Annotated in this window: 18 protein-coding genes; 3 read left to right on the top strand and 15 right to left on the bottom strand. The window is 61.4% G+C overall.

The window, feature by feature from the left end; translation table 11 throughout:
- Positions 1–270: 270 nt before the first annotated feature.
- The 8 genes from M1D99_RS14125 to M1D99_RS14090 all read right to left on the bottom strand — a co-directional run bounded on the left by M1D99_RS14125 (position 271) and on the right by M1D99_RS14090 (position 11,737).
- Positions 271–3,648, bottom strand: coding sequence for an ImcF-related family protein (locus M1D99_RS14125; RefSeq protein WP_434576000.1), 3,378 nt, complete (start codon positions 3,646–3,648; stop codon positions 271–273).
- Entirely contained in the window at positions 3,635–4,624 is a 990-nt protein-coding gene (locus M1D99_RS14120; RefSeq protein WP_434576461.1) for a hypothetical protein, read from the bottom strand. Before M1D99_RS14120 ends, M1D99_RS14125 begins: the two co-directional genes overlap by 14 nt.
- A 140-nt stretch (positions 4,625–4,764) precedes the next feature.
- On the bottom strand, positions 4,765–5,028 hold the full coding sequence (locus tag M1D99_RS14115; RefSeq protein WP_458132057.1) for a PAAR domain-containing protein: 264 nt from the start codon (positions 5,026–5,028) through the stop codon (positions 4,765–4,767).
- A complete protein-coding gene (locus M1D99_RS14110) occupies positions 5,025–7,403 on the bottom strand; it encodes a T6SS phospholipase effector Tle1-like catalytic domain-containing protein (protein WP_434575996.1) in 2,379 nt (792 codons plus the stop codon). The genes M1D99_RS14115 and M1D99_RS14110 overlap by 4 nt, the downstream gene beginning before the upstream one ends.
- Positions 7,391–7,849, bottom strand: coding sequence for a DUF3304 domain-containing protein (locus tag M1D99_RS14105; protein ID WP_434576458.1), 459 nt, complete (start codon positions 7,847–7,849; stop codon positions 7,391–7,393). The genes M1D99_RS14110 and M1D99_RS14105 overlap by 13 nt, the downstream gene beginning before the upstream one ends.
- Positions 7,850–7,935: 86 nt before the next feature.
- Positions 7,936–8,448: a DUF3304 domain-containing protein gene (locus M1D99_RS14100; protein WP_434576456.1), complete on the bottom strand. Its 513-nt coding sequence runs from the start codon at positions 8,446–8,448 to the stop codon at positions 7,936–7,938.
- Between the two features lie 120 nt (positions 8,449–8,568).
- Positions 8,569–9,333, bottom strand: a complete 765-nt coding sequence (locus tag M1D99_RS14095; protein WP_434575994.1) for a DUF4123 domain-containing protein — start codon at positions 9,331–9,333, stop codon at positions 8,569–8,571.
- Between the two features lie 13 nt (positions 9,334–9,346).
- Complete coding sequence (locus M1D99_RS14090; RefSeq protein WP_434575992.1) at positions 9,347–11,737, bottom strand: type VI secretion system Vgr family protein; 2,391 nt, start codon at positions 11,735–11,737, stop codon at positions 9,347–9,349.
- Between the two features lie 572 nt (positions 11,738–12,309).
- Between M1D99_RS14090 and M1D99_RS14085 the strand changes: the two genes are divergently transcribed.
- From M1D99_RS14085 to M1D99_RS14075, 3 genes are read left to right on the top strand one after another with little or no spacing between them, the layout of a single operon-like run.
- A complete protein-coding gene (locus M1D99_RS14085) occupies positions 12,310–13,554 on the top strand; it encodes an exonuclease SbcCD subunit D C-terminal domain-containing protein (protein WP_186704889.1) in 1,245 nt (414 codons plus the stop codon).
- Positions 13,551–17,192 (top strand): AAA family ATPase, encoded by a 3,642-nt coding sequence (locus tag M1D99_RS14080; protein WP_458132056.1) that lies wholly within the window; start codon positions 13,551–13,553, stop codon positions 17,190–17,192. Before M1D99_RS14085 ends, M1D99_RS14080 begins: the two co-directional genes overlap by 4 nt.
- Positions 17,189–17,791 (top strand): glutathione S-transferase, encoded by a 603-nt coding sequence (locus M1D99_RS14075; RefSeq protein ID WP_458132055.1) that lies wholly within the window; start codon positions 17,189–17,191, stop codon positions 17,789–17,791. The genes M1D99_RS14080 and M1D99_RS14075 overlap by 4 nt, the downstream gene beginning before the upstream one ends.
- A 206-nt stretch (positions 17,792–17,997) precedes the next feature.
- On the opposite strand, the gene M1D99_RS14070 is transcribed toward M1D99_RS14075, so the two are convergent.
- The 7 genes from M1D99_RS14070 to M1D99_RS14040 all read right to left on the bottom strand — a co-directional run bounded on the left by M1D99_RS14070 (position 17,998) and on the right by M1D99_RS14040 (position 24,417).
- Positions 17,998–18,123 (bottom strand): hypothetical protein, encoded by a 126-nt coding sequence (locus M1D99_RS14070; protein ID WP_272971873.1) that lies wholly within the window; start codon positions 18,121–18,123, stop codon positions 17,998–18,000.
- Between the two features lie 173 nt (positions 18,124–18,296).
- Positions 18,297–18,476, bottom strand: a complete 180-nt coding sequence (locus M1D99_RS14065; RefSeq protein WP_018611529.1) for a hypothetical protein — start codon at positions 18,474–18,476, stop codon at positions 18,297–18,299.
- A gap of 156 nt (positions 18,477–18,632) precedes the next feature.
- Positions 18,633–19,808, bottom strand: coding sequence for a lactonase family protein (locus M1D99_RS14060; RefSeq protein ID WP_458132054.1), 1,176 nt, complete (start codon positions 19,806–19,808; stop codon positions 18,633–18,635).
- On the bottom strand, positions 19,795–20,091 hold the full coding sequence (locus M1D99_RS14055; RefSeq protein ID WP_186704884.1) for a DUF5629 family protein: 297 nt from the start codon (positions 20,089–20,091) through the stop codon (positions 19,795–19,797). Before M1D99_RS14055 ends, M1D99_RS14060 begins: the two co-directional genes overlap by 14 nt.
- Before the next feature lie 211 nt (positions 20,092–20,302).
- Complete coding sequence (locus M1D99_RS14050) at positions 20,303–21,883, bottom strand: aldehyde dehydrogenase (NADP(+)) (RefSeq protein WP_186728537.1); 1,581 nt, start codon at positions 21,881–21,883, stop codon at positions 20,303–20,305.
- 12 nt (positions 21,884–21,895) lie between these two features.
- Positions 21,896–22,888 carry an AraD1 family protein gene (gene araD1 / locus M1D99_RS14045; RefSeq protein ID WP_434575983.1) on the bottom strand — a complete coding sequence of 331 codons (993 nt, stop codon included), beginning with the start codon at positions 22,886–22,888 and terminating at the stop codon, positions 21,896–21,898.
- 206 nt (positions 22,889–23,094) lie between these two features.
- Positions 23,095–24,417 (bottom strand): MFS transporter, encoded by a 1,323-nt coding sequence (locus M1D99_RS14040; protein ID WP_458132053.1) that lies wholly within the window; start codon positions 24,415–24,417, stop codon positions 23,095–23,097.
- Positions 24,418–24,600 lie beyond the last annotated feature (183 nt).

Raw genomic sequence — 24,600 nt, 5'->3', positions numbered from 1 at the left:
ATCGTTCCCTGATGTTTGCGGTGCCAGTAAGGTTCACCATGCTTGAACTACGGCACGGGCCGCCAAACCGTGCGGGTAGGCAAGACGGGCCTCATTTTTGGCACTCCAATAGCGACAAACACGGACAGATTCCACCACAAAGCAGCCAATTGCCCGACATAACTTGAGCAAACTCACGCCCGACAGCTCTACATCGCCCGCACCGTCGTTTCGTGCATCGAACAATCCGTGCCCAGATCCACCGTTAGTCAGGCGGTTCAGGTTGCCCGGCTATCCCCCCGCAGCCCCGCGCCCCTCCAGAAACACCTGCCCCGGCAACGTAAACCCCCGCAACCTGAGCAACGCCATCGGCCCGGCGTCCAGCTCGGTGCGCAGGTGCCAGGTCAAACCCAGGCCATCGGGGGCCTTGAGCACCATGCGGTAGCGGCTGTCGCCGTCGTCCAGTGCGGTGAATGTGGCCTGCTCGAGCAAGCGGATCAGCCCCCAAGTGCCGGCGTAATCCGCGAACAATCGCTCGCCAGTGTGGACGCTGGTCCAGGTCAGGCTCACGCCGGGGTAATCGCTGCGCCCCGGCCAGCCGAAGCGCTGCCAGCGTTCCTTCTGGTTGAAGTACTCGTGTTTTTCGCCGTTGAGGATGAAGGTGGTCTGCACCACATCGCGCACGCCTTTGCCGCTCAGTTCAAAACTCAGGCCCAGGTTGCCATCGGTGAAAAGCACGTCGGCCAAGTCGCCGAGTTGGTTGATTGCCGCGAGGAACTGCGGGTTGACCCGCAAGCCTCGACCATGGCGCGGATCGGCCACCCAGCGATTGCCTTCCTTGCGCAGCACGCCGCTCAACTGGCTGTGCAGGAAGCGTTCGATGCGCCCCGTGTCGGCGCGGATCATTTGCCCCAGCATCGGCAACGACGCGTCGCTGGCGGTCGCTGCGAACGGATAACGGCCGGTGAAGGCGGTGTTCCAATGCGCGACGATCGAGCGTTGCCACTGGCTGTTGAGGCCCGCCGCTGACGGTTGCAAGACGCGCTGCCAGGCCTGTTCCAGCGGTTGCACGAACAGCGTCTCGCCGATGCCGGCCCATTGCGCGCCGAGGCTGGCGGCCATCAGCCGGCCATAGGATTGGGTGTCGGTCAGGTCGATGCCGCGGCCTTGGAACACCGTTTGCGCCAAGGCCTGGGTCATCTCCAGCGGGTCGGTGGCGGTGCTGACCTGTTGCAATTTGAGGCGCACGCGGGTCACTTGGGTGAGGTAGGACTGCAGGCTCAGGCCATCGCTGGCGTTACGACCTTCGACGCCCTTGCCCAGCAGCGCCAACAACGGCCCGAACGTCGCGTCCAGGGGGCCGCTCGACAAATCCGCCAGTTGATCGATCACCGGCGCCTTGTCCGGTCCGATCAGCTTTTGCGCCGACTTCATCAGCGAATCGCTCAAGGCCTGACCGCGAGTGCCGGCCTGCCCTTGGTAGGCCAGAGTATTGATCAGCGCAATCAGCGGTGATTGGCGGGTGTCGCTCATCAGCGCCAATTGATCGATCGCCTGGTCCAGGTTTTTGGGTTGACGCGCGCGCAGGTTGTTGAGGAAGTTCAGCCAGGCGCTGGCGTAATCCTGAAAATAACGCTCGGTCAGGCGTGCCTTGAGCACCTCGGGGGTCAAGCGGCCATCGACATCGCCAGGTTTGTCGCTGAGCACCCAGTCGATTTCTTCACGGCGCGCCTGGGCGATTTCATCAATGGCCCGGCGCACCTGGCCCTCCCAGGCCTGGCGGGTGAACACGCCAGGCACGCTGGCCTTGCTGGAAAACAGCGCGGCAGCCTCGGTGTCGCCGACCATCTGTTGCAGGCCCAGGGCCGGATAATGCTGGGCGGCCTCGTCGAGCACGCGTTTGTACAGGCTGGCCTCGGCGTTGCGTTGGCCCATCTGGTCGAGCAACACCTGGCGCACCTGCGCCACCAAACGTGGGTCGGCCTCGATGCGCCAGTCCGGGTGCGCGGGCAATTGCTCGGCATAGAACTGCCACAGGTTCGGTGCGAAAGTTTGCCAAAAACCAGGAGAGATGCCGTCACGCGTGGGATCGACGTGGCCCAGGGTCTTGACCAACAGGTCCACCTCGGCTTTTTCCGGGCGCGCCATCATCAGGTACGCCTTGAGCTGATCGTAGGCGTCACGGGTGCGCTCGATGCGTTCGGGGCTGCCTGGCGCGAGCTGGACCAACGCGCTCAATTGCTCGCGCAAACGGGCCGCCGCCGGGTCGCGGACCAGGCGGTTATTGGCTTCGACGTAACGGGGCCACAGCGCTTCGAGCAATGTTTCATTGCGGTTCAAACCAAAGCGCTGGTACCACGGCGCACCGTGCACGACACGGTGATCCAGCCGCGCCAACTGGTGCACCAGTTCATTGAGTGCCAACAGGTGTTCATCGCCCTGGGACGATTGCCGCAACGTCGCCAACACCGACTGCACCTGGACGATCTGCGCCCGATTGCTCACGAAGGACAGCACCGTCCCCGCGATGCCCACCAATGCCAGGCCCATGAACAGCGCATAAGCGACTCGCGGTACGCCCCAGCCCAGGCGAGCGCCGACCGCCTTGTCGCGCTGCACGCCATGCCAGGCCGGATCCGGCCACCAGAAGTGCAGGTTTTCACTGCTGTGCGCCACGGGCAGCGGCAAGCTGAACCACAGCCCGCGCAGCAGCACGCCCGGGTTCATCCCACCCCACAACGGCGCCAACGCCTGACGCCAATGGGCAATGCCCTCGACCTTCAGATCCCGGGACAGGCGCAGCAGGAAATCGTGGTGCATCTGCTTGTTGACCTGCATCTGCTCCAACCCCTCATGGCGCAAGGGGCCCAGCAGGTTGTGCAGGTTCGTCTCCAACATCGGCGCCGTGACCGGCGAGCGCAACAAACAGCCCACCGGTTGGGTCTCGCGCCCGTCCTGCGGCCAGGCGCTTTCGCAGACCTGCCACAGGTGCAAGGGCAACTGCCGCCGCACCCGCCGCGCCAAGTCGTGCAAGTGCCGCAAGGCCTTGGCCATCGCCGCGTCGTCGGTGCTTTGAGGTTTGTCCAACGCCCAGACCACCCCATCGAACGCCCGGCCACGGCGCAGGGTGAGCCATTGGTTCAGCAGCGGGGTTTCCAATTTTTCTTGAAGGCCGCCGCCCCATAGGAGCACGGTGCGTTCGCCTTCAAGCCATTTCTTTTTTTCCAGTTCGGGGGCGATGGCGGTGATCTGGGCGGGTTCGCCGACGATGAGCAGGAGGCGGACTTTGTGGCGCCAGAGGGGGCCGTATTGGAAGCGCAGGTGTTCGCGGAGCCTGATCAACTTTTCTTCGTCGTCTTTCGAATCAGGTTGCGGATTCAATCGGGAGCTGGAAGTGCCGCCATGGCTGCCCTGCGTGGTCCGCTGCGCCTGGCGTACCGCCAAACGATCCCAGGCCAACAGAATCGTCGGGCAGAACAAAACGAGCGCCAACCATGCGCCCAGTCCCCACAACGTCAATTGCTGGAGCGGTACTGGCGGCCAACCCAAGTGGTGGCCAGCCAGGCGATACAGTAGGCAACCGAGTATGACCATGAACGTCATGACCAGGAGGTAGCCCGATCCCAACCCGATCAATGAGCCCTTGGGCTCGCCGTTATTCATTTCCATAAGGCTTTGCCACTCCTATAGCCAATCGTTTTTCCGCATCCTGGCTCAGCCAGCCACAGGGCTGCCCAGCCTCCTTTGCCTGCAACAACGCCAACGACATGCCGATGAACGGCGCCAGCTGCGCCAAGGCGCCCCAATGCCCGGCCAATTGATGCTCTACCGCCGACCAACCACCCACGAAAGCCTCCTGACTGGCCTGATCCATGGCCAGACACGTCGGCGGCGGTGTTTGCAGCCCGGCATACCGCTGCATCTGTGCGCAGAGGTCAGCGGGCGGCTCGTTGATTTCACGCAACAGGTATTCGCCTCGATGCAACAGCTGTTGCCCCTGCCGACTCACCAGCCAGACGAAGCCGCCTTCGCCGGGCGGCACTGCTTCTTCGGCGCTCTGCATCGACATCACTCCAGCGCACAGCAGCCAATCGTCCGGCTTACGGCATTCGTGATTGAAGATGTCGATCAGTTCGTCCAGGTCAGCCAGGTCCTGCAAGGGCAAACGCACCTTGGGCGGCACGGTGCCGTTGTCTTCCAGCATCTTCTCGAAGGCAGTTCGGGCGCTTTCGTCGCCCACCCAGGCAATCGCCCGCAACCTCGGCCAGCGCTCCGCTACCGCGTCAAGCCCCAGGACCAACCGGGCCAAGTGTTGCGCCAGCGCTGGAGCGCGTTCGACGGTCTTACCCAGTATCACGGGGCAACGTCGAGCGGGCGCTGACGCATCGGGGGCTGCCAGCGACGGAGGCGAGGACGTGTTTTCCATCAGGCGTTGGTAATGTTCTTGATCATCCCCAGCCGGCCCCAACAACAGCACCTGCTCCACCGGCAACCCCAGGCTTCGCCAGCGCCACCAGCGTTGGGTGTTGTCATGCTGGGTGCGACGAAATACATCACGATTGAACAAGCCGATCTGCCACGGCAATACACGCAGCGCCAAGGCCAGCGCCCAACCCAGCGGCAACACGGCGCTCCACAACCACAGCTCCAAGCGAGGTTGATCCTCGGGCCAAAGCGTCAACAAAACCGCCAACTGCACACACCACAGCAGCGGCAGCGCCAGCCACCAACGGCGCCAGCGCGGCTCCCCTGGTTCGGCGAGCGGCGGGTAGCACGGCGCACGGTTCATGGCGTCACCGACATCATCGACAGCGCCAACGTGCTGACCAACGTACAACCACATTCACAGCGATACCCGTGCAGGACCAACAGCGTGCCGTTGATGCTGTACCCCGCCGCGCCTTGGGCGATGCGGTTCTCGCCATGCAAATCGCAGCGAACCTTATCCCCAACGGATGCCATCGGTTGCCCGAGTGCTAGAAAGCAGCCTTCCAGCACTTCGCCACCGAAGGGATGCAGCGGGTCGCCTACACGTATCAAAGGCATCATGAGATCACCTCGCCATCCGGCTCCACCAGGCTTCCGGCCAGACGCAGCATTTCGTCGGTCCGTTCCATACGCTGCAGATAATCGTCCAGGGCGATCTGTTTCTTCTGCTCAATGACCACCTGACCGATATGGCGCGTCGGCTGCAAGATCTCTTCCGCACCCGGCAAGAACGGCACCACGGCGCCAGTGACCTTATCGACCACCCGGTAACCGATGGTCGCCGCTCCCATGCCGGCCGTCAGCCCACCCAAGGCGTCCAATGCACCGCCGCGCTTGATGCCATACACCGTGGCGCCCGCCAGCACCGCCACGCCCAGCATCCGTCCGGCCACGACTACCGGGGACAAGTCTCGGCTGTTCTCGTTGCCGAAATAGGTCATGCGATAGAAGAAGTAGCCGGCCCATAGCTCGCGGGACGCCAGCTTGTCGTGCATGAACCAGGCCCGCGAGTCGTGGATATGGTCGTCGAACAACGCCACCAACAGTGCCAAGCCCGGGTCCCGGCTGGGCCTACCGAATTTGTCATGGAATAGCTGTTTGTAGCGCTGCTCGCCCGCCGCCTTGATGCTGGCGTGATCCCGCACCTCGTCGTTCTCGTTGAGCAGGTAAACCGAATCGCGCACCACCACATCCAGGAATTTGCCCGACCAACTGGTCTGCTTGCGACCGATATCCAGGTAGTCGTGCTTGAACTCGGTGGCGGCCTGGCTGAGCTGGGTCTGGTCAATCTGCGGCTCATAGATCGGCGGGCCGGGATGATTCATCGCCGCTGCGGGTTCCTTCTGGCGGTTTTTCAGCGCGATCCGTTTCGCTTCTTCATAAGCGCTGCGCTGCTCGTCCGTGTCATAGGCGGTGACTTCAATGGCCTCCTTGAAGAAAGGTTGGTGCTTGTAGCTGTCGTTGTATCGATAACCGTCGTCAACTTTCTCAAGGTCATTGGCATAGCGGCCGATGCGCCAGCCGGTGATCCAGCCCAGTTGATCGGCCAGGGTGTCTTCGACGGTGGTGGTGAGTAGCTGCGGGTGGTAGCCATCGGTGGGGATGCTGTCTTGATCCTCGGGCGGGACTGTTTGCAGGGTTTGGTGGTGCCAGGCGTTGAAGCGTTCGATGACTTGCTGATTGACCACAAATTCTCCCAACGTCTGTGGCCCCATTTCACGCCATGATTTTTCCGGCACTAAACTTCGAGGCAGTACCGCTTCCGGTACCTGCAACGGCGCACCGGCGGCGAAGGCGGCGGCATACAGATCGTGCAGGACGATCTGCGACACCAATTCGTCCGTACCACCGCGCGCCTTGCCCTGATCATTTTGCGGATAACCACCGCCGACGTCGGAGTGCACGCCGGGATACACCACTTCATAGGTGTTGCGCGGGTAGTTGCCGTCCTCGTTGCGGACCGAGTCCAACGGGAAGCAGGCGCGCTGTTCGAAGGCCGCGACGAAGTGCCGGCAGCATTTGACGAATTCCGGGAACGTCTTCGCGTCCGGCAACAACTGGGTGTCGTCGGCCCAGTCCATGTGCCCGGCGAAAAATGGCGTGACATGGGCGATGCCCACCGAGGCCACGGTATCGAGCAGACCGAGGAACTCGATGCTCACCGGCAGGCCGAGTAATGTCTGTTCCGGATTTTCGGCCCCGTCCGGCGTGTCGAACAGTTGGCTCAGCCAGGTTACGAAGGTGCGTGCTTCCGCTGCCCCGCGAGAGAAGCCGTAAACGAAGAGCTTGACGCCAAGCACTTCAGGTCTAGCTCTGGGGACATGAGGCCTCAGCGATTCCAGTAGACCTTTCATGACTTGGCGCCGCCGACCGGCGCCGAAGATGCTCATCATCGGGCCTTTGGAGGTGCTCATCGACTCAACCTTGGTTTTGGCAACGACGTCATCGACTCCGTTTCTGGTCAATGCAAAAGACAACGCACTCGCGACCTGCACCAAGGCCCAGTTGATGCGGTCTTCTCCACCGGTGGCGTATTTCAGCCCATCCTCGCTGTAGTCCAGCTCGCCGATTTTCGGAAAGGGGGTGCCGACGCCGGGCATGTAGTAGGAGAAATAGCCGTTTTGCATAGCCTTTGGACCTTGGAGCGAGGCATGAAACAACTTGGCAATATTACTGGGATGTCCCTTCTTGGTATCGTTGTCCTCGTTATTGTTGGTACCATCAAAAAACAGGCTGATGTGCAAACTATGGCAGCACGCCGAGTGCTGTTTCTGTCCCCTGGCGTTGGTCTTCTGGCGGAAACGATTTTCCTCTGTGGTTTGCTTATCGTGGTTATCGCTCACATTTCGAATCTCTGCGGGCAGGCGTCCACCAACAGGAAAGACTGGCGGCGCCCAGGCCTTAGCCTTCGAATTATTATTTTTTACTTCGGACATACAGCGGGCTCCTTCATTTCCAAGGGTTCTTTAATAGGATAATTGGGTGAATAGTACGACCAACAAGAGCTCGTGACTTTAATTTGATTGCAAACCAAAAAATGCACACTTAAACCACAGCGCTCGGTTCCCAGCCACTCCGGAATTTCTACCGTGGTGCTGTGGCGCTGATAGTTCGCTGAATGTTTAGCATATGCCTCTCGAAACTCAATTGAAGTAACCGAAGGCAATTTTGCATGTCGATTTGGATCAACCTCCCATTCAATATGAGCCTTCAAGTCAGGACGCCACTTCGTCGGCATGATGACACAACAGGAACTGCCCCCCCCTCCGTGAGCCCTGTAACCGTTGACGGACAACCAGTTAATGGCATTTAACGTATGGTTAACAGCTTGTATGTTCCCTCCCGCCATCTCGTTATCGGCAGAAGAACACCCATACAACATCAATCCCAACAAGGCATATAGCCCACGCAGCGCCACCTTCCTGAGCGTCGATCGCCTCGGCCCTTTGTCCGCCTTCAAGTTGTTTTCTATTTCGGGCATACAGCGGGCTCCTTCATTTCCAGAGGCTCTTTAATAGGATTATGGGGTGAGCCGTACCCCCAGCAGGAAGTAGTGACTTTGATTTGATTGCAAACTAGGAAATGGACTTTCAAACCACAGGAGTCCGTTCCCGGCCACTCCGGAATTTCTATCGTGGCACTGTGATGCTGATAGTTGGCTTTATGTTTTACTTGAGCCGCTCGATAACCATCAGTCCCCAATGGAGGCCACTTCGAATATGCGTAAGGATCTGTATCAACCTCCCACTCAATATGAGCTTTCAAACCGGGACGCCACTTCGTCGGCATGATGACGCAACAAGAACTGCCTCCCCCTCCATCAGCCCTATAACCATTGACGGACAACCAATTAATGGCATTTCGCGTATGGTTGACGGCCTCAATGTTCCCTCCTGCCATCTCGTTATCGGCAGAAGAACACCCATACAACATCACTCCAAGCAAGGCATAAAGGCCTCGCACCATCATCTTCCTTAACATCAATCGCCTCATGGCAAAGTCCTTTTGTTTATTCAAACCGCAGGAAAACCTGCATCGTTCGAACATTTTTCATACGATCTTTTGGCAAAGTTCTATCTCGAACAATGCCAATTCGGCTCATTAAGAGTCAGGAAGCACACATCGCTCCACGTACTCACTGAGTTTTCCAAAGTAATTCTCTTTACTTGCCCGCACGACCAACCGATACAACAAAGCGAACCGCTGCTCTTTACTTTCCTCAAGCTGGTCAAATCGCCCACTATTCAACAGCTGCTGCGCATCGGAGATGCAGCCGATCAGGTCGCATTGCTCATCGCTCAGTTCGACGAGGGGTTGAATGTCGATGCTGTTCCGCGCTTGGCTTGCGCCCCGTCGCCATTGCGGCTGGCCGTCCCGATCCAGCCAGCTCCAGTAACTGACCGGTAGCAGGTATTGGATTCGCTGTTCGTCGTTCAAGATGGACGACACCAACAACGGAAAGATGCGCGGGTCGTAATACCGCAACAAGCCGGGCTGCCCGCCCCATTTCATCTGGGACAGGGCTTGCAGGGCCTGACTGAGGATGTCGAAGGACAACGGTGAGATCGCGACCAACAGCCGGGCGTCGGCTGCACAGTGAGTCATGAGTTGTTCCAGCCAGGCGCGATGCTGCCAATGGCCCAGATCCAGCCGCATCAACAGCGGTGCCTGTTCCAGCAGGTTTTCCTCCGGTGTACCGGCGAACAGTGAATGCCATGGAACCTCCGGCCTCAGTTGCTTCAATGCCGGTACGGCGCAGCTGTCCCAGGCGCCCTGGTCCAGCAGCAGGTCGACGCGCTGTATGTCCGCGGTGATGCAAACGTGTTCAATCTGTTCTTGCCATTCGCTTGGCGTTGCCATGTACATGTTTTCCTTGTTTTTAACCTTCGCGCGGCAAGAGTCCGACGGCGTTTTTACGAGCCTTCTCCAGACATTCCTTACACACCGACTGCGGCAAATCCGCCAACGCAAAGCTTTGCCCGGCAGGCAACTCCCAAACGTGTTGCCCCTTGAGGTTCAGCTTGCCGGGGCTATGGATGTCGATGGCGCCGCTTGGGTTAATCCGTATAAACCCGCCCCCACAAGCCAACGTGATGCCATTCTTCGCCGTCACCTGCACATGCCCCTGCACCGACTGCACGCTGATGTCCTGCTGGGCTTTCATATCCAGCACATCGCCATGGGATTCGATCTCCAGCGGCCCCTTGCCGGAGACCAGCCGCATGCCTTCCTGCTGGGCGAGCAGCGAGATGCCCTGGTTGGCATGGACCGACAGGCGTTTGCCGGCGGCGAGGTTGATTTGGTCCTGGCTTTGTAGATAGAGCGCGTCGCCGCTTTTGAGCAGCAAGCTGGCCGGGGTGACGGCGCCGATACCCTTGGGGGCGCTGAGCAGGATGGCGGCGGCCTTGAGGTCCTTGGCATCGGCCTGAAATTGCTGCAAGCCGCCCAGGTCGGGCTTGCGGCTGTGATGGGCCTGGGCGATGTCTTGCCAGTCGGCCATCTGTTGTTTGGCGCCTTCGACTTGGGCGCTGGCCGGGTCCATGCTCAGGACGTCGCCCTTGGCCTTGACCTGCTCATCCGCACTGATAAACACACCCTTGCCACCCCGAATCGCCCCCCAGCCATCCGTGCGCAACTCAAACCCTTCCCCTCGTTTCTTACGCTCGGCATCCACCAGATGCCCCAGGTTCAACTGGCTCTTGCCGCTGTGCTCGGTACTGAGCTTGACGTGCTCCTGCCCCCGCGTATCGTCCATGCGCAACTTGTTGTTGGTCGGGGTGCGCAACACGTTGCGTCTTTCATTGCGCGCCGTGACCAGGTCGGGATGTTCGTTGTCGTGCAGGGCGTGGGCGATGTAGGGGCGGTCGGGGTCGCCTTGTTCGAAGGCGACCGCCACTTCGGTGCCGGCCTGCAGCGGAAAGTGCAGGCCGTGGGTGTCGCCGCCGTAGGGCCGGGCCAGGCGCAGCCAGGCGCTTGAGCGGGCGGATTCCCAGGTGTCGCGGTCGAACAGAAAGCGCACCTTGTAACGGCCTTCGAAGTCGAGGTCGGCGTACGGCGGGTTGGTTTCCGGGTGGTTGATACGGGCGGGGATGGTGCCGCTGATGCGTGGCTTGGGCAGTAGCGCCGGGCGAAAGCACACGGTTTCCGAATAGGGAATGGCCTGGAAAGTGGCGATGAAACTGCGGTCGCGGGCAGCTTCGGTGCGCAGGCCGACGATCACCGCGCCGGGATCAAAGGCCTGGGGTGCGCCGCCGGTGATCTTGAGCAGTTGCGCCGGCGCCAGGGTGGCGCTGGTGGTGGTGCCGCTGAGGCGGACCTGGTCGTTGAGGTAGCGTTCGTGGCGCAGGCGTGCGTAGAAAAACCCACTTTCGCTTTGCAGGTCTTCGTCCAGGGCGTAGCGGTCGCCCAGCACCGTGTAGGGTTCGCCGTAGTGATAGGCCTCGCCGTAGGTGCCCTTGGCGCGTCGGGTGTGGTCGACTTCACCGTCAAGGTAGGCGTAGATCTCGCGGTGGTTATAGGCGCGAAAGTTGATGTGTTTTTCCACCACCTGATGGGCGGTTTGCAGCTGCCAGACCGCGTCCTGTCCATTGCTGGTCAAGCCTGACAACGGGCGACACGGCAACTCGACGCCGCGCTGGTAGTGGCGTTGGTCGTCGTGAAACTCCACCACGTCGATGCTCAGTCGATCGTCACTGACGATGCGATACCAGATGCCGACCTCGGCCAGCAGGCGCTCGATGAACGCCAGGTCGCTTTCGTCGTATTGCATGACCTGTTCGCGGCGGGGGTATTTGCGCACCACGTTGAAATAAAAGTGCTGGCCGAGGAAATCGTGGCGCGTGCGCAGGATGTGCTCGACGATCTCCGGTACCGATTGGTACTGGTAGATGCGGAACTGTTTGCCCCGGTCCAGCAGCGCGAAACGTGGTTGCAGGGTGATTTCGTAGCGGGCTTCGTCGTGGGAACCGGACAGGCGCTTGAACTCGGTGACCGCACCGTGGAAGGAGCGCAATGGCTTGATCACCGGGGGCTTGAAACCCTTGGGCGTCGGCGGTGGCGGCATCGGGTACAGGCTGAAATGGGCGTCCTGGTTGAGCAGGTCGGTGGGGGCCAGGTCGCGCTCGGTGCAGGTGAACTCGATGCGGTAATGGTAGGGGCGGCTCAGGTGTTCTTCGCCGGCGAAGGCCAGGACGTCGAGGCGGGCCTGGAGGTTGTAGACGCTCAGGGTGTGGCGGCTGTGGTCGAAGAAGATGGGGTGTTGGCTAGACATGTTGCCGATCTCCCCGGGTGTTTCCCGCCGCTTGTCTAAGGTGGGGAGGTAATGGGGACAAAACCTTGTCGGCGTTGTTTTGATTGAAATCGACTTTGCGTCTTTCAGAGCGGTTTGCTGGCATGACTTCCCTTGCTGCCTGCGTTGTTGTGCAGGAATTAGTTTCAAGGGAGATCAGCGTGAACCAGCTCAAAGGATGGTTCCATCTTTTCGCGTCGGGTTCGGCGACGTTTGGGAAGAGTCCTATAGGGTGGGGCGCAATTTCTTAGGAAACTGCCCACACGGCGCAAAAAATGTCGCTATTGGAGAGCCTTGAACAATAGGACTGTTTTAGTGATGTCCTACGTGAAGCCCCGCGAAACACACAGGGATATCAGTCAGACGAGTTGTGGGGCAAGGGGTTGGCTAGCGCTTAGGGGGATTTATCCCCTCGCCACAATTCAGTTGCCAATCCATCCGGTCGTACATCCAACGAAGTTGAACAAGTCCTCCCCCCCGTTTCCCAGTAAACTCTCCCTCTTTTAGCCGCCCTCCTCTTCACCGCGGCCATCATCTGTTTCCTGGAGTTCACCTTGCGTCTGTTTCACACCTCCGACTGGCACCTGGGGCAAAACCTGCACGGCCAGGAACGCGATTTCGAACACGCCTGCTTCCTCGACTGGCTGCTGCGTCAGCTGAGCCAGGAAAAGCCCGACGTGCTGCTGATCGCCGGTGACATCTTCGACACCGTCAACCCGCCGGTCAAAGCCCAGGAACGCCTGTACGATTTCATCGTCAGCGCCCATGAACAAAACGCCAACCTGACCATCGTGATGATCGCCGGCAACCATGACTCCGGCTCGCGCATCGAATTGCCCGCGCCGCTGATGCGCCGCTTGCGCACCCACGCCTTGGGCCGGGTGCTGTGGCTGGACGACGGCCAATTGGACGTCGAGCGGCTGTTATTGCCGCTGCCCGATGCCAAGGGCAAGGTCAAGGCGTGGTGCCTGGCCCTGCCGTTCCTGCGCCCCGCGGAAGTCACCGGCGCGCAACTGGGCGATGACTACCTGCGGGGCATCGGCCAGGTGCACGAGTGGCTGATCGCTGCCGCCAACAGCAAGCGCAAGAAAGGCCAGGCGCTGATCGCCGTCAGCCATGCGCACATGGCCGGCGGTTCGGTGTCCGAGGATTCCGAACGCAGCCTGATCATCGGCAACGCCGAGGCCCTGCCCGCCAGCCTGTTCGGCCCGAGCATCAGCTACGTCGCCCTCGGCCATTTGCACAAGCCGCAGAAGGTCAACGGTGAAGAACGTATCCGCTACAGCGGCTCGCCAATCCCACTGTCGTTCTCGGAGATTGGCTACCAGCACCAGATTCTCGACGTCACGCTGGACGGCGAGACGCTGGTCAAGGTCGAACCACGCCTGATTCCTCGGGCCGTCAACCTGCAACGCCTGGGTCCGGCGCCCTTGGCCGATATACTCGGGCAACTCAAGGAATTGCCTGACATCGACCTGCTGGCCGACATCCAGCGCCAACCCTGGCTGGAGGTACGGGTGCGCCTCGACGAACCACAGCCAGACCTGCGCCACCAGGTTGAAACCGCGTTGCAAGGCAAGGCCGTGCGCCTGGTACGGATTGGCGCCGAGTACGCCGGCAACGGTGGCACTGGCGGCGCCGATGACGACGGTGCGTTGGTGGAGCTGGATCAGCTCAGCCCGCAGGAACTGTTCAGCCGCGCCTGGCAGGACACCTACGGCAACGAAGTGGATGAACAAACCCTCAAGGACTTTGCCGTGCTGTTGCAAGACGTGCAGATGGAGAGCGAGCAGCCATGAAGATTCTCGCGATCCGCCTCAAGAACCTGGCGTCCCTGGCCGGGCCTTTTGAAATCGATTTCACCGCCGAGCCCTTGGCCAGCGCCGGCCTGTTCGCCATTACCGGCCCCACGGGCGCCGGCAAGAGCACGCTGCTCGACGCCTTGTGCCTGGCGCTGTTCGGCGCCGTGCCGCGCCTCAACAACACCGGGCGCGACGCCAAGGTGCCGGACGTCGATGGCGATATCGCCACGGGTGACCCGCGCACGCTGTTGCGCCGTGGCACCGGCGACGGCTTTGCCGAAGTGGATTTTCGTGGCATCGATGGGCGCCGCTATCGGGCCCGCTGGGAAGCCAATCGCGCCCGGGAAAAGGCCGGCGGCAAGTTGCAAGCCAGCCGCCAGAGCCTGCGGGACCTGGACAACGATCAACTGCTGGCGAGCCAGAAAGGCGAATACAAGACCCAGCTCGAAGCCGCCCTGGGCCTGAACTTCGAGCAGTTCACCCGCGCCGTGTTGCTGGCCCAGAGCGAGTTCAGCGCGTTCCTCAAGGCCGATGACAACGACCGCAGCGAACTGCTGGAAAAACTCACCGACACCGCCCTGTATACCCGCCTAGGCCGCCGCGCCTTCGACAAGGCCAAACAAGCCAAGGACAGCCACCGGCAATTGCAAGACCAGGCCAGCGGCGTCACACCGCTGGCTCCCGAAGCCCGGGCCGAGCTGGACCAGCGCTTCAACGACGCCCAGCAGCAGCTCAAGACCCAGCAGGCGCAGCTCAAGCAACTGGAACAGCAACACACCTGGCTGCGGGACCTGCGCCAGTTGCAGGACGAACACGCCAGCGCCGCCGAGCAGTTGCAACAGGCCCAGGTCGATTGGGACGCCCTGGCCGACAAACGCCTGAAACTGACCCGCCTGGAACAACTGGCACCCCAGCGCCATCAATTCATCCGCCAGGCAGAACTGCGCCGACAGCTCGACCCGTTGGCCGCGCAGATTCAGCAGCTCACCCAACAGCAAATCGATTTGCATCACCAGCAGGCCGAACTGGAAAAAAGCCTGGACGCCGCGCAACTGGCACAGGCCGCAGCCCGGCAACAAAGCAGCGACTGCGCGCCGTTGCTGCGCCAGGCCTTTGAAGAGCAAAGCAGCCTGGCCCGCCTCGCCAAGGACACCAGCCAGGCCGCCGAGCGCCAGGAACAGGCACAACAGGCGTGCACCGAAGGCCAGCGCACCATCGACACCTTGCTCGATCAGCAAAAACAGGTGGCCGAGCGCTTGCAGCGCATCGCCGGCGAACTTGAGCAAAGCACCCACCTGGCGCCGCTGAGCGACGCCTGGAACGCCTATCGCGATCGCCTCCAACAACTGATGCTGATCGGCAATCGCCTGAACCAGGGCCAGGCCGAACTCGCCACCTTGGAACACAGCGCCGCCCGCGCCGCCGAAGAACTGGCCAGCCGCCAGCAAGACCTCGAGGTACTGTACAAGGAAGCGGGCGCCGAGCCCGACGCGGTGGCCGAACAGATCCAATTGCTCGGCAACCTGCTGCAAGACAACCGCAAGCAACTGCGCGCGTTCGAAGAACTGACCCGGCTATGGGTCAGCCAGCAAGAGTTGGACAAGCGCGGCGCCGAGCTCGAACAACGCCAGCAACAAGCGTTGCAGGAACGTGACCGCTTGGTGCGTGAGGGCGGCGAAGCCAAGGCCGAGCTGACCATCGCCGAGCAGGCCCTGACCGTGACCCGCGAACTGCTGGCACGCCAGCGCCTGGCCCGCAGCGAAAGCGTCGAGCAACTGCGCGCCCAGTTGCAGGACAAGCAACCCTGCCCGGTGTGCGGCAGCGTCGAGCATCCTTATCATCAACCCGAAGCCCTGCTGGAAAACCTCGGGCGCTTCGATGAATCCGAAGAGGCCAACGCCCGCAAAGCCGTCGAACTGCTCAATGAAAAAGTCATCGAGCTACGGGCGCAGTACAGCGGCGTCATGGCCCAGCTCAAGGAGCTCAAACAGCAGCAGGAGCAGCTCGCCAGCCAGCAACAGGGCTTGGCGCCCAGCCTGGAAGCCCACCCGCTGTCGGCGCAACTGCTGGCCCAGGACTCGAGCAAGCGCGACGCCTGGCTGGCCCAGCAGAACAGCCAACTGCACCAGCACATCAGCCAGGACGAACAACGGCAAGCCGTCCTGCTGACCCTGCAGCAAGACGCCGCCCGGATGGGCCAGCGCCTGCGCGAGGCCGAAGTCGCCAGCCAACAGGCCTCACAGCACCTGGACAACCAGCAGCAAGCACTGGCCCGCGACCGCCAGCGCCTGGACGAGGAATTGAGCCACTTCAGCACGCTGCTGCCGGCGGACACCTTGCAGGCGTTGCGCAGCGATCCCGCCGCGACCTTCTTGCAGCTCGACCAACAGATCGCCCAGCGCCTGGCGCAACTGGACCAGCAACGCGACGAACTGGGCGAACAGCTCCAGCGCCAGCAGACCCTGGAAAAAGAACAGGACCGCCAGCAGACTCGCGTCCAGCAACTGGAAGCGGCCCGCGTGCAATTCAGCACCTTGAGCGAGCAACAGCAGGCCGGCCAGGCAAAACTCGCGCAACTGCTCGGTGGGCACATCAGCGCCGAACACTGGCAGCAACAACTCGACCAGAGCCTCGAACAGACCCGGGAGGCCGAGGCAACGGCCAATCAGCAGTTGCAGCAATTGCGCAACAACCTCGTGCAACTGGCCGCCGAACTCAAGGCCCGCCAGGAACAGGCACAATCCCTGGACCATGAACTTCAGGCCCTGGATACGGGTATCGCGCAGTGGCGCAACGGCCATCCTGAACTGGACGATGCCGCCCTTCAAACCCTGCTCAGCCTGGACGAACAACAGGTCAGCCAGTTGCGCCAGCGCTTGCTCAACAGCGAAAAAGCCATCGAACAGGCCCGCGTCCTGCTCACCGAACGCGAGCAACGCCTGCACAATCACCAGGCCCAGCACAACGGCAACCTGGCCGCCGAGCAACTCGCCGAAGCCCTCACCGAGCTGCAAGCGCAATTCTCCGCCAGTGAACAGCGTTGCGCCGAACTGCGCGCCGAACAGGCCGAGGACCAGCGTCGGCAGAACGCCAACCAGGCCCTGGCCCAGCAGATCGACCAGGCCTACGCCGAATACCAGCGCTGGGCACGCCTCGATGCCCTGATCGGCTCGGCCACCGGTGATCGCTTCCGCAAGCTGGCCCAGGCGTACAACCTCGACCTGCTGGTGCACCACGCCAATGCCCAACTGCGGCAACTGGTGCGCCGCTACCGGCTCAAGCGCGGCGGCAGCATGCTCGGGCTGCTGGTGATGGACACGGAAATGGGCGACGAACTGCGCTCGGTGCATTCGTTGTCCGGCGGCGAAACCTTCCTGGTCTCCCTCGCCCTGGCCTTGGGCCTGGCCTCGATGGCGTCCAGCACCTTGAAGATCGAATCGCTGTTCATCGACGAAGGCTTCGGCAGTCTCGACCCCGAATCGCTGCAACTGGCGATGGACGCCCTCGACGGTTTGCAGGCCCAAGGTCGCAAGGTCGCGGTGATCTCCCACGTGCAGGAAATGCACGAGCGGATCCCGGTGCAGATCCAGGTGCGGCGCCAGGGTAACGGGTTGAGCACGGTGGAGGTGAAATGAGTCGCGCCACGCTCTACTCCTTCCGCCGCTGCCCCTACGCGATGCGGGCGCGCATGGCCTTGCGCTACAGCGCGGTCGAGGTGACGATTGTCGAAGTCAGCCTGAAGGCCAAGCCCGCCGAGATGCTCGCCCTCTCCAGCAAAGGCACGGTGCCTGTGCTGCAAGTCGATGGCCGGGTGATCGATGAAAGCCTGGAGATCATGAACTGGGCTTTGGACCTGCATGATCCGCAAGACTGGAGGCTACGGGACGACCCCGAAGGTCAAGCGCTGACAGCGGCGTTGGTCGAGGAAAACGACCGGGTGTTCAAGCTTCACTTGAATCGCTACAAATACCCCGAACGCCATCCCGAGTACTCGAAGGAACATTACCGTAGCGAGGGCGAAGATTTTCTGCGCCGCCTGGAGGCGCTGCTGGCAACCCGGCCATTCCTGGCGGCGGAGCACCCGAGCCTGGCCGACGTGGCCGTGCTGCCCTTCATACGGCAGTTCGCCCATGTCGACCGCGACTGGTTTGCCCAGGCGCCCTACCCTCGGCTACAGGATTGGCTGCAGGGGCTTCTGGATTCCGAGCTGTTCGTGGCGATCATGGCCAAGTAACCATTTGCCCAGTTAGCGCTTTTTTTTGGGTAATGAGCTTCTATGGCTAAGAGGGGCTTTTGTGGCTAAGGGGGCTTTCGTGGCGAGGGAGCTTGCTCCCGCTGGGCTGCGCAGCAGCCACCCTTTTAGCGATTGCTACGCAATCGAGCGGGAGCAAGCTCCCTCGCCACAAAGGCAATCATGCAACCCATTGCTGTCTGATCCAATCAGTCGCCCAACAAACTCAACAATCGCTCACGCGCAACTTCCAGCTCACCGGGAACGGGCTGGGCCGCCGAGACAATCGGGGTGGAATAGAGGAACAGCAGCATCACTGCCAGACGCATCGCCATGGTGTCGATCCTTATTGGTAAGGAGTCAATTAACGAGCGTCAAATTTAAACACATGGCCATGTGATATCACAACGGTGATTTTCAACCCTACGCACGAAGCCTGCGATCTTTTCTCTCCCTCGGGATCCAGGTAGGAAACGAAAAGATCGCAGGCTTCAAGGGTCAGCGTTATTCAGTGTTGGGTCTTGTGGTCCAGCGCCGCATAGAAGTTGGCGCTTTGTTGCAGGTACTTCTCGGTGTAGCTCTGGGTGCGGTTTTTCTTGTCGCTGATCTCGATGCTGGCACTGGCTGGCAATGCCACGGTGGCGGAGATGGCGGAAGCGGCGATCACGGAAAAAAGATTCAGGTTCATGGCGGTAATCCTCGGATTCAGTTGGCTGATTTGCCCGGTGGGGCCGTGAAGCAAACTTACGCGCCGAGGCGTCTCGCCTTGAAATGCTTTGTAATACTAGCGACTATCAGTCTTGTTGATACAACGGCGAAGGCCCCTGGAATCGGGGCCTGAGCGTTATTGACGCACCAGGAATTTCACATCGCTTGGCGCATCCATGGGCAGTTTCTGAACGGTTTTGCCCAGCAGGCCGGTCTTTGGGTCGCGCTCGATAACCACGATCTGGTTGCTTTTCTGATTGGCGACCAGGACGAATTTTTCGCTTGGATCGAGACTGAACTCCCGGGGGTGATCACCCTCGACGGAGCGTCGTTGCACTTCTTTCAAGGTGCCAGAAGCCGGGTCGACAGCGAACACCAGCATTTCGTTGGTGGTGCCACGATTGCTGACGTACAGGAACTTGCCGTCCTTGGACGCATGCAACGCTGCCGCTGCCTTACCCGGCTGGGGTTTGCCGTCGGCCAGATCGACTAGCTGGCGCTGGGTCAGGCGGCCGTCCCGGTAATCGAATACCGCGACCTGGGCGCTCATTTCCATCGTCAGCCAGGCGTGCTTGCCATCGCCACTGAACAACAGATGGCGCGGCCCGCTGCCCGGCGGCAACTGCACGAAGGGCGGATCGGCAGGCGTCAACGGCAGTTCGGGGTTGGCCTTGGGGTTGTAGCGGTAGACAAACACTTTGTCCGCCCCCAAGTCATTGGCGAACACATAGTTGCCGTCTGGTGACGGCACCGCGGAATGTACATGAGCGGATTTCTGCCGCTCGGGATTGACCCGGCTCGGCTGATGGCTGCCCGATTGGACCACTGGCGCCAGCTTGCCGTCCGCCCCCACCGGCAGCACCACCAAAGTGCCGCCCGGGTTTTCCAGCACGGAATAGTTACTGACCAACAAATGCTGGCCGTCGTGGCTCAAGCTCGAATGGGTCGGTTCGTTGCCCAGGGATTGCATTTGGTTGATCAGGCTGATGGCATGGGTCTTCGGGTCGATGGCGTAGCTGCTGACCTTGCCCACCGGGTCTTCTTGGCCCGGCCCGTTTTCGTTGACCACGAACAGCCGGGTCATGTCCTTGGACAGGGTCAGCCATGAAGGGTTGTCTGTCTTGATCACTTGCAACGGGTTGGCGTCGATCTGGCCGGTGCGGCTGTCGAACTGCAACCGGTAGATGCCTTGGCTCTGGCCCGCCGTGTAGGAACCCACCAACAACTGGTGGTGCTCGCTGGTGTCGGCCTGGACGCCCATGGCGCCCACGCTGCCGGCCATCAACAAGGGCCAGAAACTACGCATCTTCATGATCGGAGTCCTCATCGTCGTGGCCGCTGGTGGCTTCCACGCATTCCAGGTGGTGATCGCCCGAATCGCTGGTGATGATCCAACGCTTCAGGGCTTTGTCGAAGGTCGCGGCCTGCATCTGCGCCGGTGTGAAACGCCAATGTTCGAGGGTGCGGCCGTTCATGCACTCGACGTGCAACTGATCTTGCTCGTCGAGGGAGAAATCGAATGCATGCAGCCCATCGATAATCAGCATGTCGCAATGTTCGAGGGCGTGCAGCAGGGTGTCGGTTACGGCAGTCATGGTGATCAGTCGGTCATTGGGAAAGTGCCATGATAACTCAATGTGGGAGTGGGCCTTGGGCCATAAGGTTCGAAAGCGGTGTTGCCTGACATATCGCTTTCGCGAGCAGGCTCGCTCCCACAGGGGATCATCACCAATCTCCTGTGGGAGCGAGCCTGCTCGCGATGAGGCCGGCACATTCAACTTGAATGTAACGGCGTCACCGCGATCGTCAGAGCGCCTCGCGCCCCGGCACCCCATCCACCAACCGCTGGATCCCCAACGGGTTGGCGTTCTTCAGTGGTTCCGGCAACAGGCTGTCCGGGTAGTTCTGGAAGCACACCGGACGCAGGAAGCGATCGATCGCCAATGTACCCACCGAGGTGCCACGGGCATCGGACGTCGCCGGGTAAGGCCCGCCGTGCACCATCGAATCACACACCTCGACGCCGGTTGGATAACCGTTGAGCAAGATGCGGCCGACCTTCTGCTCCAGCAACGGCGTCAGTTCGCCGAACTGTTCGAAATCTGCCGGCTCGCCAATCATCGTCGCGGTGAGTTGGCCGTGCAGGCCGTTCAGCGCGGCGGTCAGTTGCGCCTGGTCGGCGACTTCGACAAACACCGTGGTCGGGCCAAAGACCTCTTCTTGCAGCGCCTCGTCACCGTTGATCAACAGGCTGGCGTCGGCCTTGAACAACTGCGGCTGGGCCTGGTTGCCCTGTTGCTCGCGCCCGGCCAAGTGTTCGATGCCCGGGTGCGCCAGCAGCTTTTGCAGGCCCTTGCCGTAGCTTTGCAGCGTGCCGGCGTTGAGCATGGTCTGGGCAGACTGGTCGCCGATCAGCGCGGCCACCTGTTGGGTGAAGGCGGTGAACTGCGGCGAGCGAATGCCGATCACCAGGCCCGGGTTGGTACAGAATTGGCCGCAGCCCTGCACCACCGAGGCGGTCAGGTCGCGAGCGATGCTTTCGGCGCGGGTTTCCAGCGCCTGGGGCAATACGATCACCGGGTTGATGCTCGACATTTCGGCGAACACCGGGATCGGCTGGGGCCGCGCGGCCGCCATGTCGCACAGGGCACGCCCGCCCTTGAGGGAACCGGTGAAACCCACGGCCTGGATCGCCGGATGCTTGACCAGCCATTCGCCGACGCCACCGCCATAGATCATGTTGAACACACCGGCCGGCATCGCGGTTTTCTCGGCGGCGCGAATGATCGCGTCGGCGACGTGTTCTGCCGTGGCCATGTGGCCGCTGTGGGCCTTGAACACCACCGGGCAACCGGCGGCCAGCGCCGCTGCGGTATCACCACCGGCGGTGGAGAATGCCAGGGGGAAGTTACTGGCGCCGAACACCGCCACCGGGCCGAGGCCGATGCGGTACTGGCGCAGGTCCGGACGCGGCAGCGGCGTGCGCTCCGGCAAGGCGCGGTCAATGCGCGCGCCGTAGAAATCACCACGACGCAGGACCTTGGCGAACAAACGCATCTGGCCGCTGGTACGCCCACGCTCGCCCTGGATCCGCGCCGCTGGCAGCGCGGTTTCACGGCAGACCACGGCGACGAAGTCATCGCCCAAGGCGTCCAGTTCATCGGCAATGGCTTCGAGGAACTCGGCCCGACGCGCCGCACTCAGGCTGCGATAGGTCGGGTATGCCGTGGCAGCGGCCTTGGCGGCGGCATCGACTTCTTCGGCCGTGGCCTGGACGAATGCATGGGGCAAGGCCTCGCCGGTGCTGGCGTCGACGCTCTGCAGGCGGGTCTGGCCGGCCGCGCTGCGCGCCCCGCCGATGTAGTTGTGGCCAAGGATCTGGTTCATCGCAAGTCTCCTTTAAAGTGTGCCGATAGTACCCGGATTGAACACCGCGTCCACCGGGGCAATACCGTTGACCAGCGGCGCGCCGAACTCCGCCTGGCTGATTTCGAACACATCCCCCGGCTGGGTGCGGATGCCATCGGCGAACGACAGCGTCGCGGTGCCGAAGAAGTGTACGTGGACGTCCCCCGGGCGCAGGAACTGACTGTATTTGAAGTGGTGGAATTCCAGGTTTTCGAGGCTGTGGCACATGTTCGCCTCGCCGCTGAGGAATTCGTTCTGCCACAACACTTCGCCGTTGCGCAGGATACGACTGGTCCCGGACAGATGTTGAGGCAGTTCACCCACGCGAAGTTCCGGGCCAAAACTGCAACTGCGCAATTTCGAATGGGCCAGGTACAGGTAATTCTTGCGTTCCATCACGTGGTCGGAAAACTCGTTGCCCACGGCAAAGCCCAGGCGATACGGCTTGCCATCGTGACCGATGACATACAGGCCGCTGATTTCCGGCTCTTCGCCGGCGTCTTCGGCGAACGGCGGCAACGGAAACGGCTGGCCCGGACGGACGACAATGCTGCCGTCGCCCTTGTAGAACCATTCCGGTTGCACACCGGCCTGCCCGGGCTGGGGTTTACCGCCCTCCACGCCCCACTTGAAGATGCGCATGGTGTCGGTCATGGTCGCTTCGTCACCGGCCTGTTGGTGCATCTTGTCCCGGGCCGAGGCACTGCCCAGGTGGGTCAGGCCGGTGCCACTGACCAACAGGTGCGCCGGGTCCGGGTGATCCAGCGGCGGCAGGATGCGCAGCTCACCGAGCAACTGCGCGTAGTCATGGCTCGCCCCCAGGCCCAGGCCGTTGACCTGCTGCTCAAGCTTCACACCCGCCTCGATGGCCGCCAGCGCCAGCTCGCGCACGGTGCCGGCGCCCTGCACTTCGCGCACCTGATCGCCCTCGACCACACCGACGCGGCGTTCGCCGTTACTCAATTCGAACTGAACTAAACGCATATCTTTCTCCTTGTAAGCAAAACTTGAATAGGCGTAGCAGGCTTTTGTGGCGAGGGAGCTTGCTCCCGCTAGGGGGGCGAAGCACCCCCAACTCCAGGCGCCGCGTTCATTCAGGCAAAACACAGCGCGTGTTTTGCGACTGCTGCGCAGTCGAGCGGGAGCAAGCTCCCTCGCCACAAAAGCTCTCGTCCACAATTGCAATAAGTTCAGGTACGTGTCGCTCCCCGGGCGCTGGCGGCAAACTGATCCGGCGGCAACACATGCTTGCGCTCCAGCAGGCGGTAGACCACGCCCGTCAACACCAAGCCAAACACCATCACACAAGACAGGAAATACAGCCCTGAAGCCAGGTTGCCGGTGTACTCCTTCAGCGCACCGATCACGAACGGACCGATGTAGCCACCCAGGTTGCCCACCGAGTTGATCAGCGCGATGCCCGCCGCCGCACTGGCGCCGGCAAAGAACCGTCCCGGCAAGGTCCAGAACACCGCCGTGCAGGAAAACAGCGCGAACGCCACCAGGCACAGCGCCGCCAATTGCAACACCGGCACCGACAACCAGGCGCTGAGGAACAGGCCGATGGCACCCAGCACGTACAACACGGCCAGGTGACCGTAGCGGTCGTTCAAGCGGTCGGAACTGCGGGGAATGATCAGCAGGCCGACGATGCCGAAAATGTAAGGCACCGATGACACGAAACCGGTCACCAGATCGCTGCCGCCGAACTGCTTGATCAGCGTCGGCAACCACAGGCCCAGACCATAAATGCTCAAGGTCACCGGCAGGTAGAACAGCGCCAGCAGCAACACACGCTTGTCCTTGAGGGCATGCAGCGGATTGCCATGGCGGGTCTGGCCGTATTCCTGCAAATCTTTTTTCAGCTCACCGGTCAACCAGTCCTTCTCGGCCTGGTCCATCCATTTCACTTGTTGCGGGCCATCCGGCAGGTAGCGCAGCACCGGCCAGGTCAACAGCACTGCCGGCAGACCGATGACAATGAACAGCCATTGCCAGCCATGCAGGCCAAGGATCCCGTCCATGCCCAGCAAGCCGCCGGACACCGGGCCGGTGATCATCATCGCGATGGGTTGGGAGAGAATGAACAGCCCCAGGATCTTGCCGCGATGGCGCACCGGGAACCATTGGGTGATGTAGTACAGCACGCCCGGGAAGAACCCGGCTTCGGCCGCGCCCAGCAAAAAGCGCATCACATAGAAGCTATGGGGCCCTTGCACGAACGCCATGCCGATGGTGATGGCGCCCCAGGTAATCATGATCCGGGCGAACCAGCGCCGGGCACCGAAGCGTTCCAGCATCAGGTTGCTGGGGATTTCCAGCAGGAAATAACCGATGAAAAACAGCCCGGCGCCCAGGCCGTAGGCCGCGTCGCCGATGCCGATGTCGGCGCCCATGTGCAGCTTGGCAAAGCCCACCGCAGAGCGGTCCACGTAGGCGATCAGGTACAGCAGGATCAGGAAGGGAATCAGTTTGAGGGTGATGCGACGAATAAGCCGCAGTTCCTGGCTCATGGGACCGGTCTCCGATTGTTGTTGTTATAGAACCTCGGGGGATTTCTCTCGCGAATGACCGCCAGGACAATCCCTCCGTTGAATCGGACTATATAGTAATACTATTTACCCAACAACACTTCCAAACCGCACAAATTGCGCTTATGTTACGCTTCAGCTAGAACAATATAGTCATACAATAAG

Source organism: Pseudomonas sp. R3-41 (genome assembly GCF_054161485.1).
This window is presented reverse-complemented; position numbering and strand designations above follow the sequence as displayed.

Coding starts and splice junctions, on each gene's coding strand:
- M1D99_RS14125 (WP_434576000.1), bottom strand. CDS start 3,648: ATGGAAATGAATAACGGCGAGCCCAAGGGCTCATTGATCGGGTTGGGA.
- M1D99_RS14115 (WP_458132057.1), bottom strand. CDS start 5,028: ATGATGCCTTTGATACGTGTAGGCGACCCGCTGCATCCCTTCGGTGGC.
- M1D99_RS14110 (WP_434575996.1), bottom strand. CDS start 7,403: ATGTCCGAAGTAAAAAATAATAATTCGAAGGCTAAGGCCTGGGCGCCG.
- M1D99_RS14105 (WP_434576458.1), bottom strand. CDS start 7,849: ATGTTGTATGGGTGTTCTTCTGCCGATAACGAGATGGCGGGAGGGAAC.
- M1D99_RS14100 (WP_434576456.1), bottom strand. CDS start 8,448: ATGTTAAGGAAGATGATGGTGCGAGGCCTTTATGCCTTGCTTGGAGTG.
- M1D99_RS14095 (WP_434575994.1), bottom strand. CDS start 9,333: ATGTACATGGCAACGCCAAGCGAATGGCAAGAACAGATTGAACACGTT.
- M1D99_RS14090 (WP_434575992.1), bottom strand. CDS start 11,737: ATGTCTAGCCAACACCCCATCTTCTTCGACCACAGCCGCCACACCCTG.
- M1D99_RS14080 (WP_458132056.1), top strand. CDS start 13,551: ATGAAGATTCTCGCGATCCGCCTCAAGAACCTGGCGTCCCTGGCCGGG.
- M1D99_RS14075 (WP_458132055.1), top strand. CDS start 17,189: ATGAGTCGCGCCACGCTCTACTCCTTCCGCCGCTGCCCCTACGCGATG.
- M1D99_RS14070 (WP_272971873.1), bottom strand. CDS start 18,123: ATGGCGATGCGTCTGGCAGTGATGCTGCTGTTCCTCTATTCCACCCCG.
- M1D99_RS14065 (WP_018611529.1), bottom strand. CDS start 18,476: ATGAACCTGAATCTTTTTTCCGTGATCGCCGCTTCCGCCATCTCCGCC.
- M1D99_RS14060 (WP_458132054.1), bottom strand. CDS start 19,808: ATGAAGATGCGTAGTTTCTGGCCCTTGTTGATGGCCGGCAGCGTGGGC.
- M1D99_RS14055 (WP_186704884.1), bottom strand. CDS start 20,091: ATGACTGCCGTAACCGACACCCTGCTGCACGCCCTCGAACATTGCGAC.
- M1D99_RS14050 (WP_186728537.1), bottom strand. CDS start 21,883: ATGAACCAGATCCTTGGCCACAACTACATCGGCGGGGCGCGCAGCGCG.
- araD1 (WP_434575983.1), bottom strand. CDS start 22,888: ATGCGTTTAGTTCAGTTCGAATTGAGTAACGGCGAACGCCGCGTCGGT.
- M1D99_RS14040 (WP_458132053.1), bottom strand. CDS start 24,417: ATGAGCCAGGAACTGCGGCTTATTCGTCGCATCACCCTCAAACTGATT.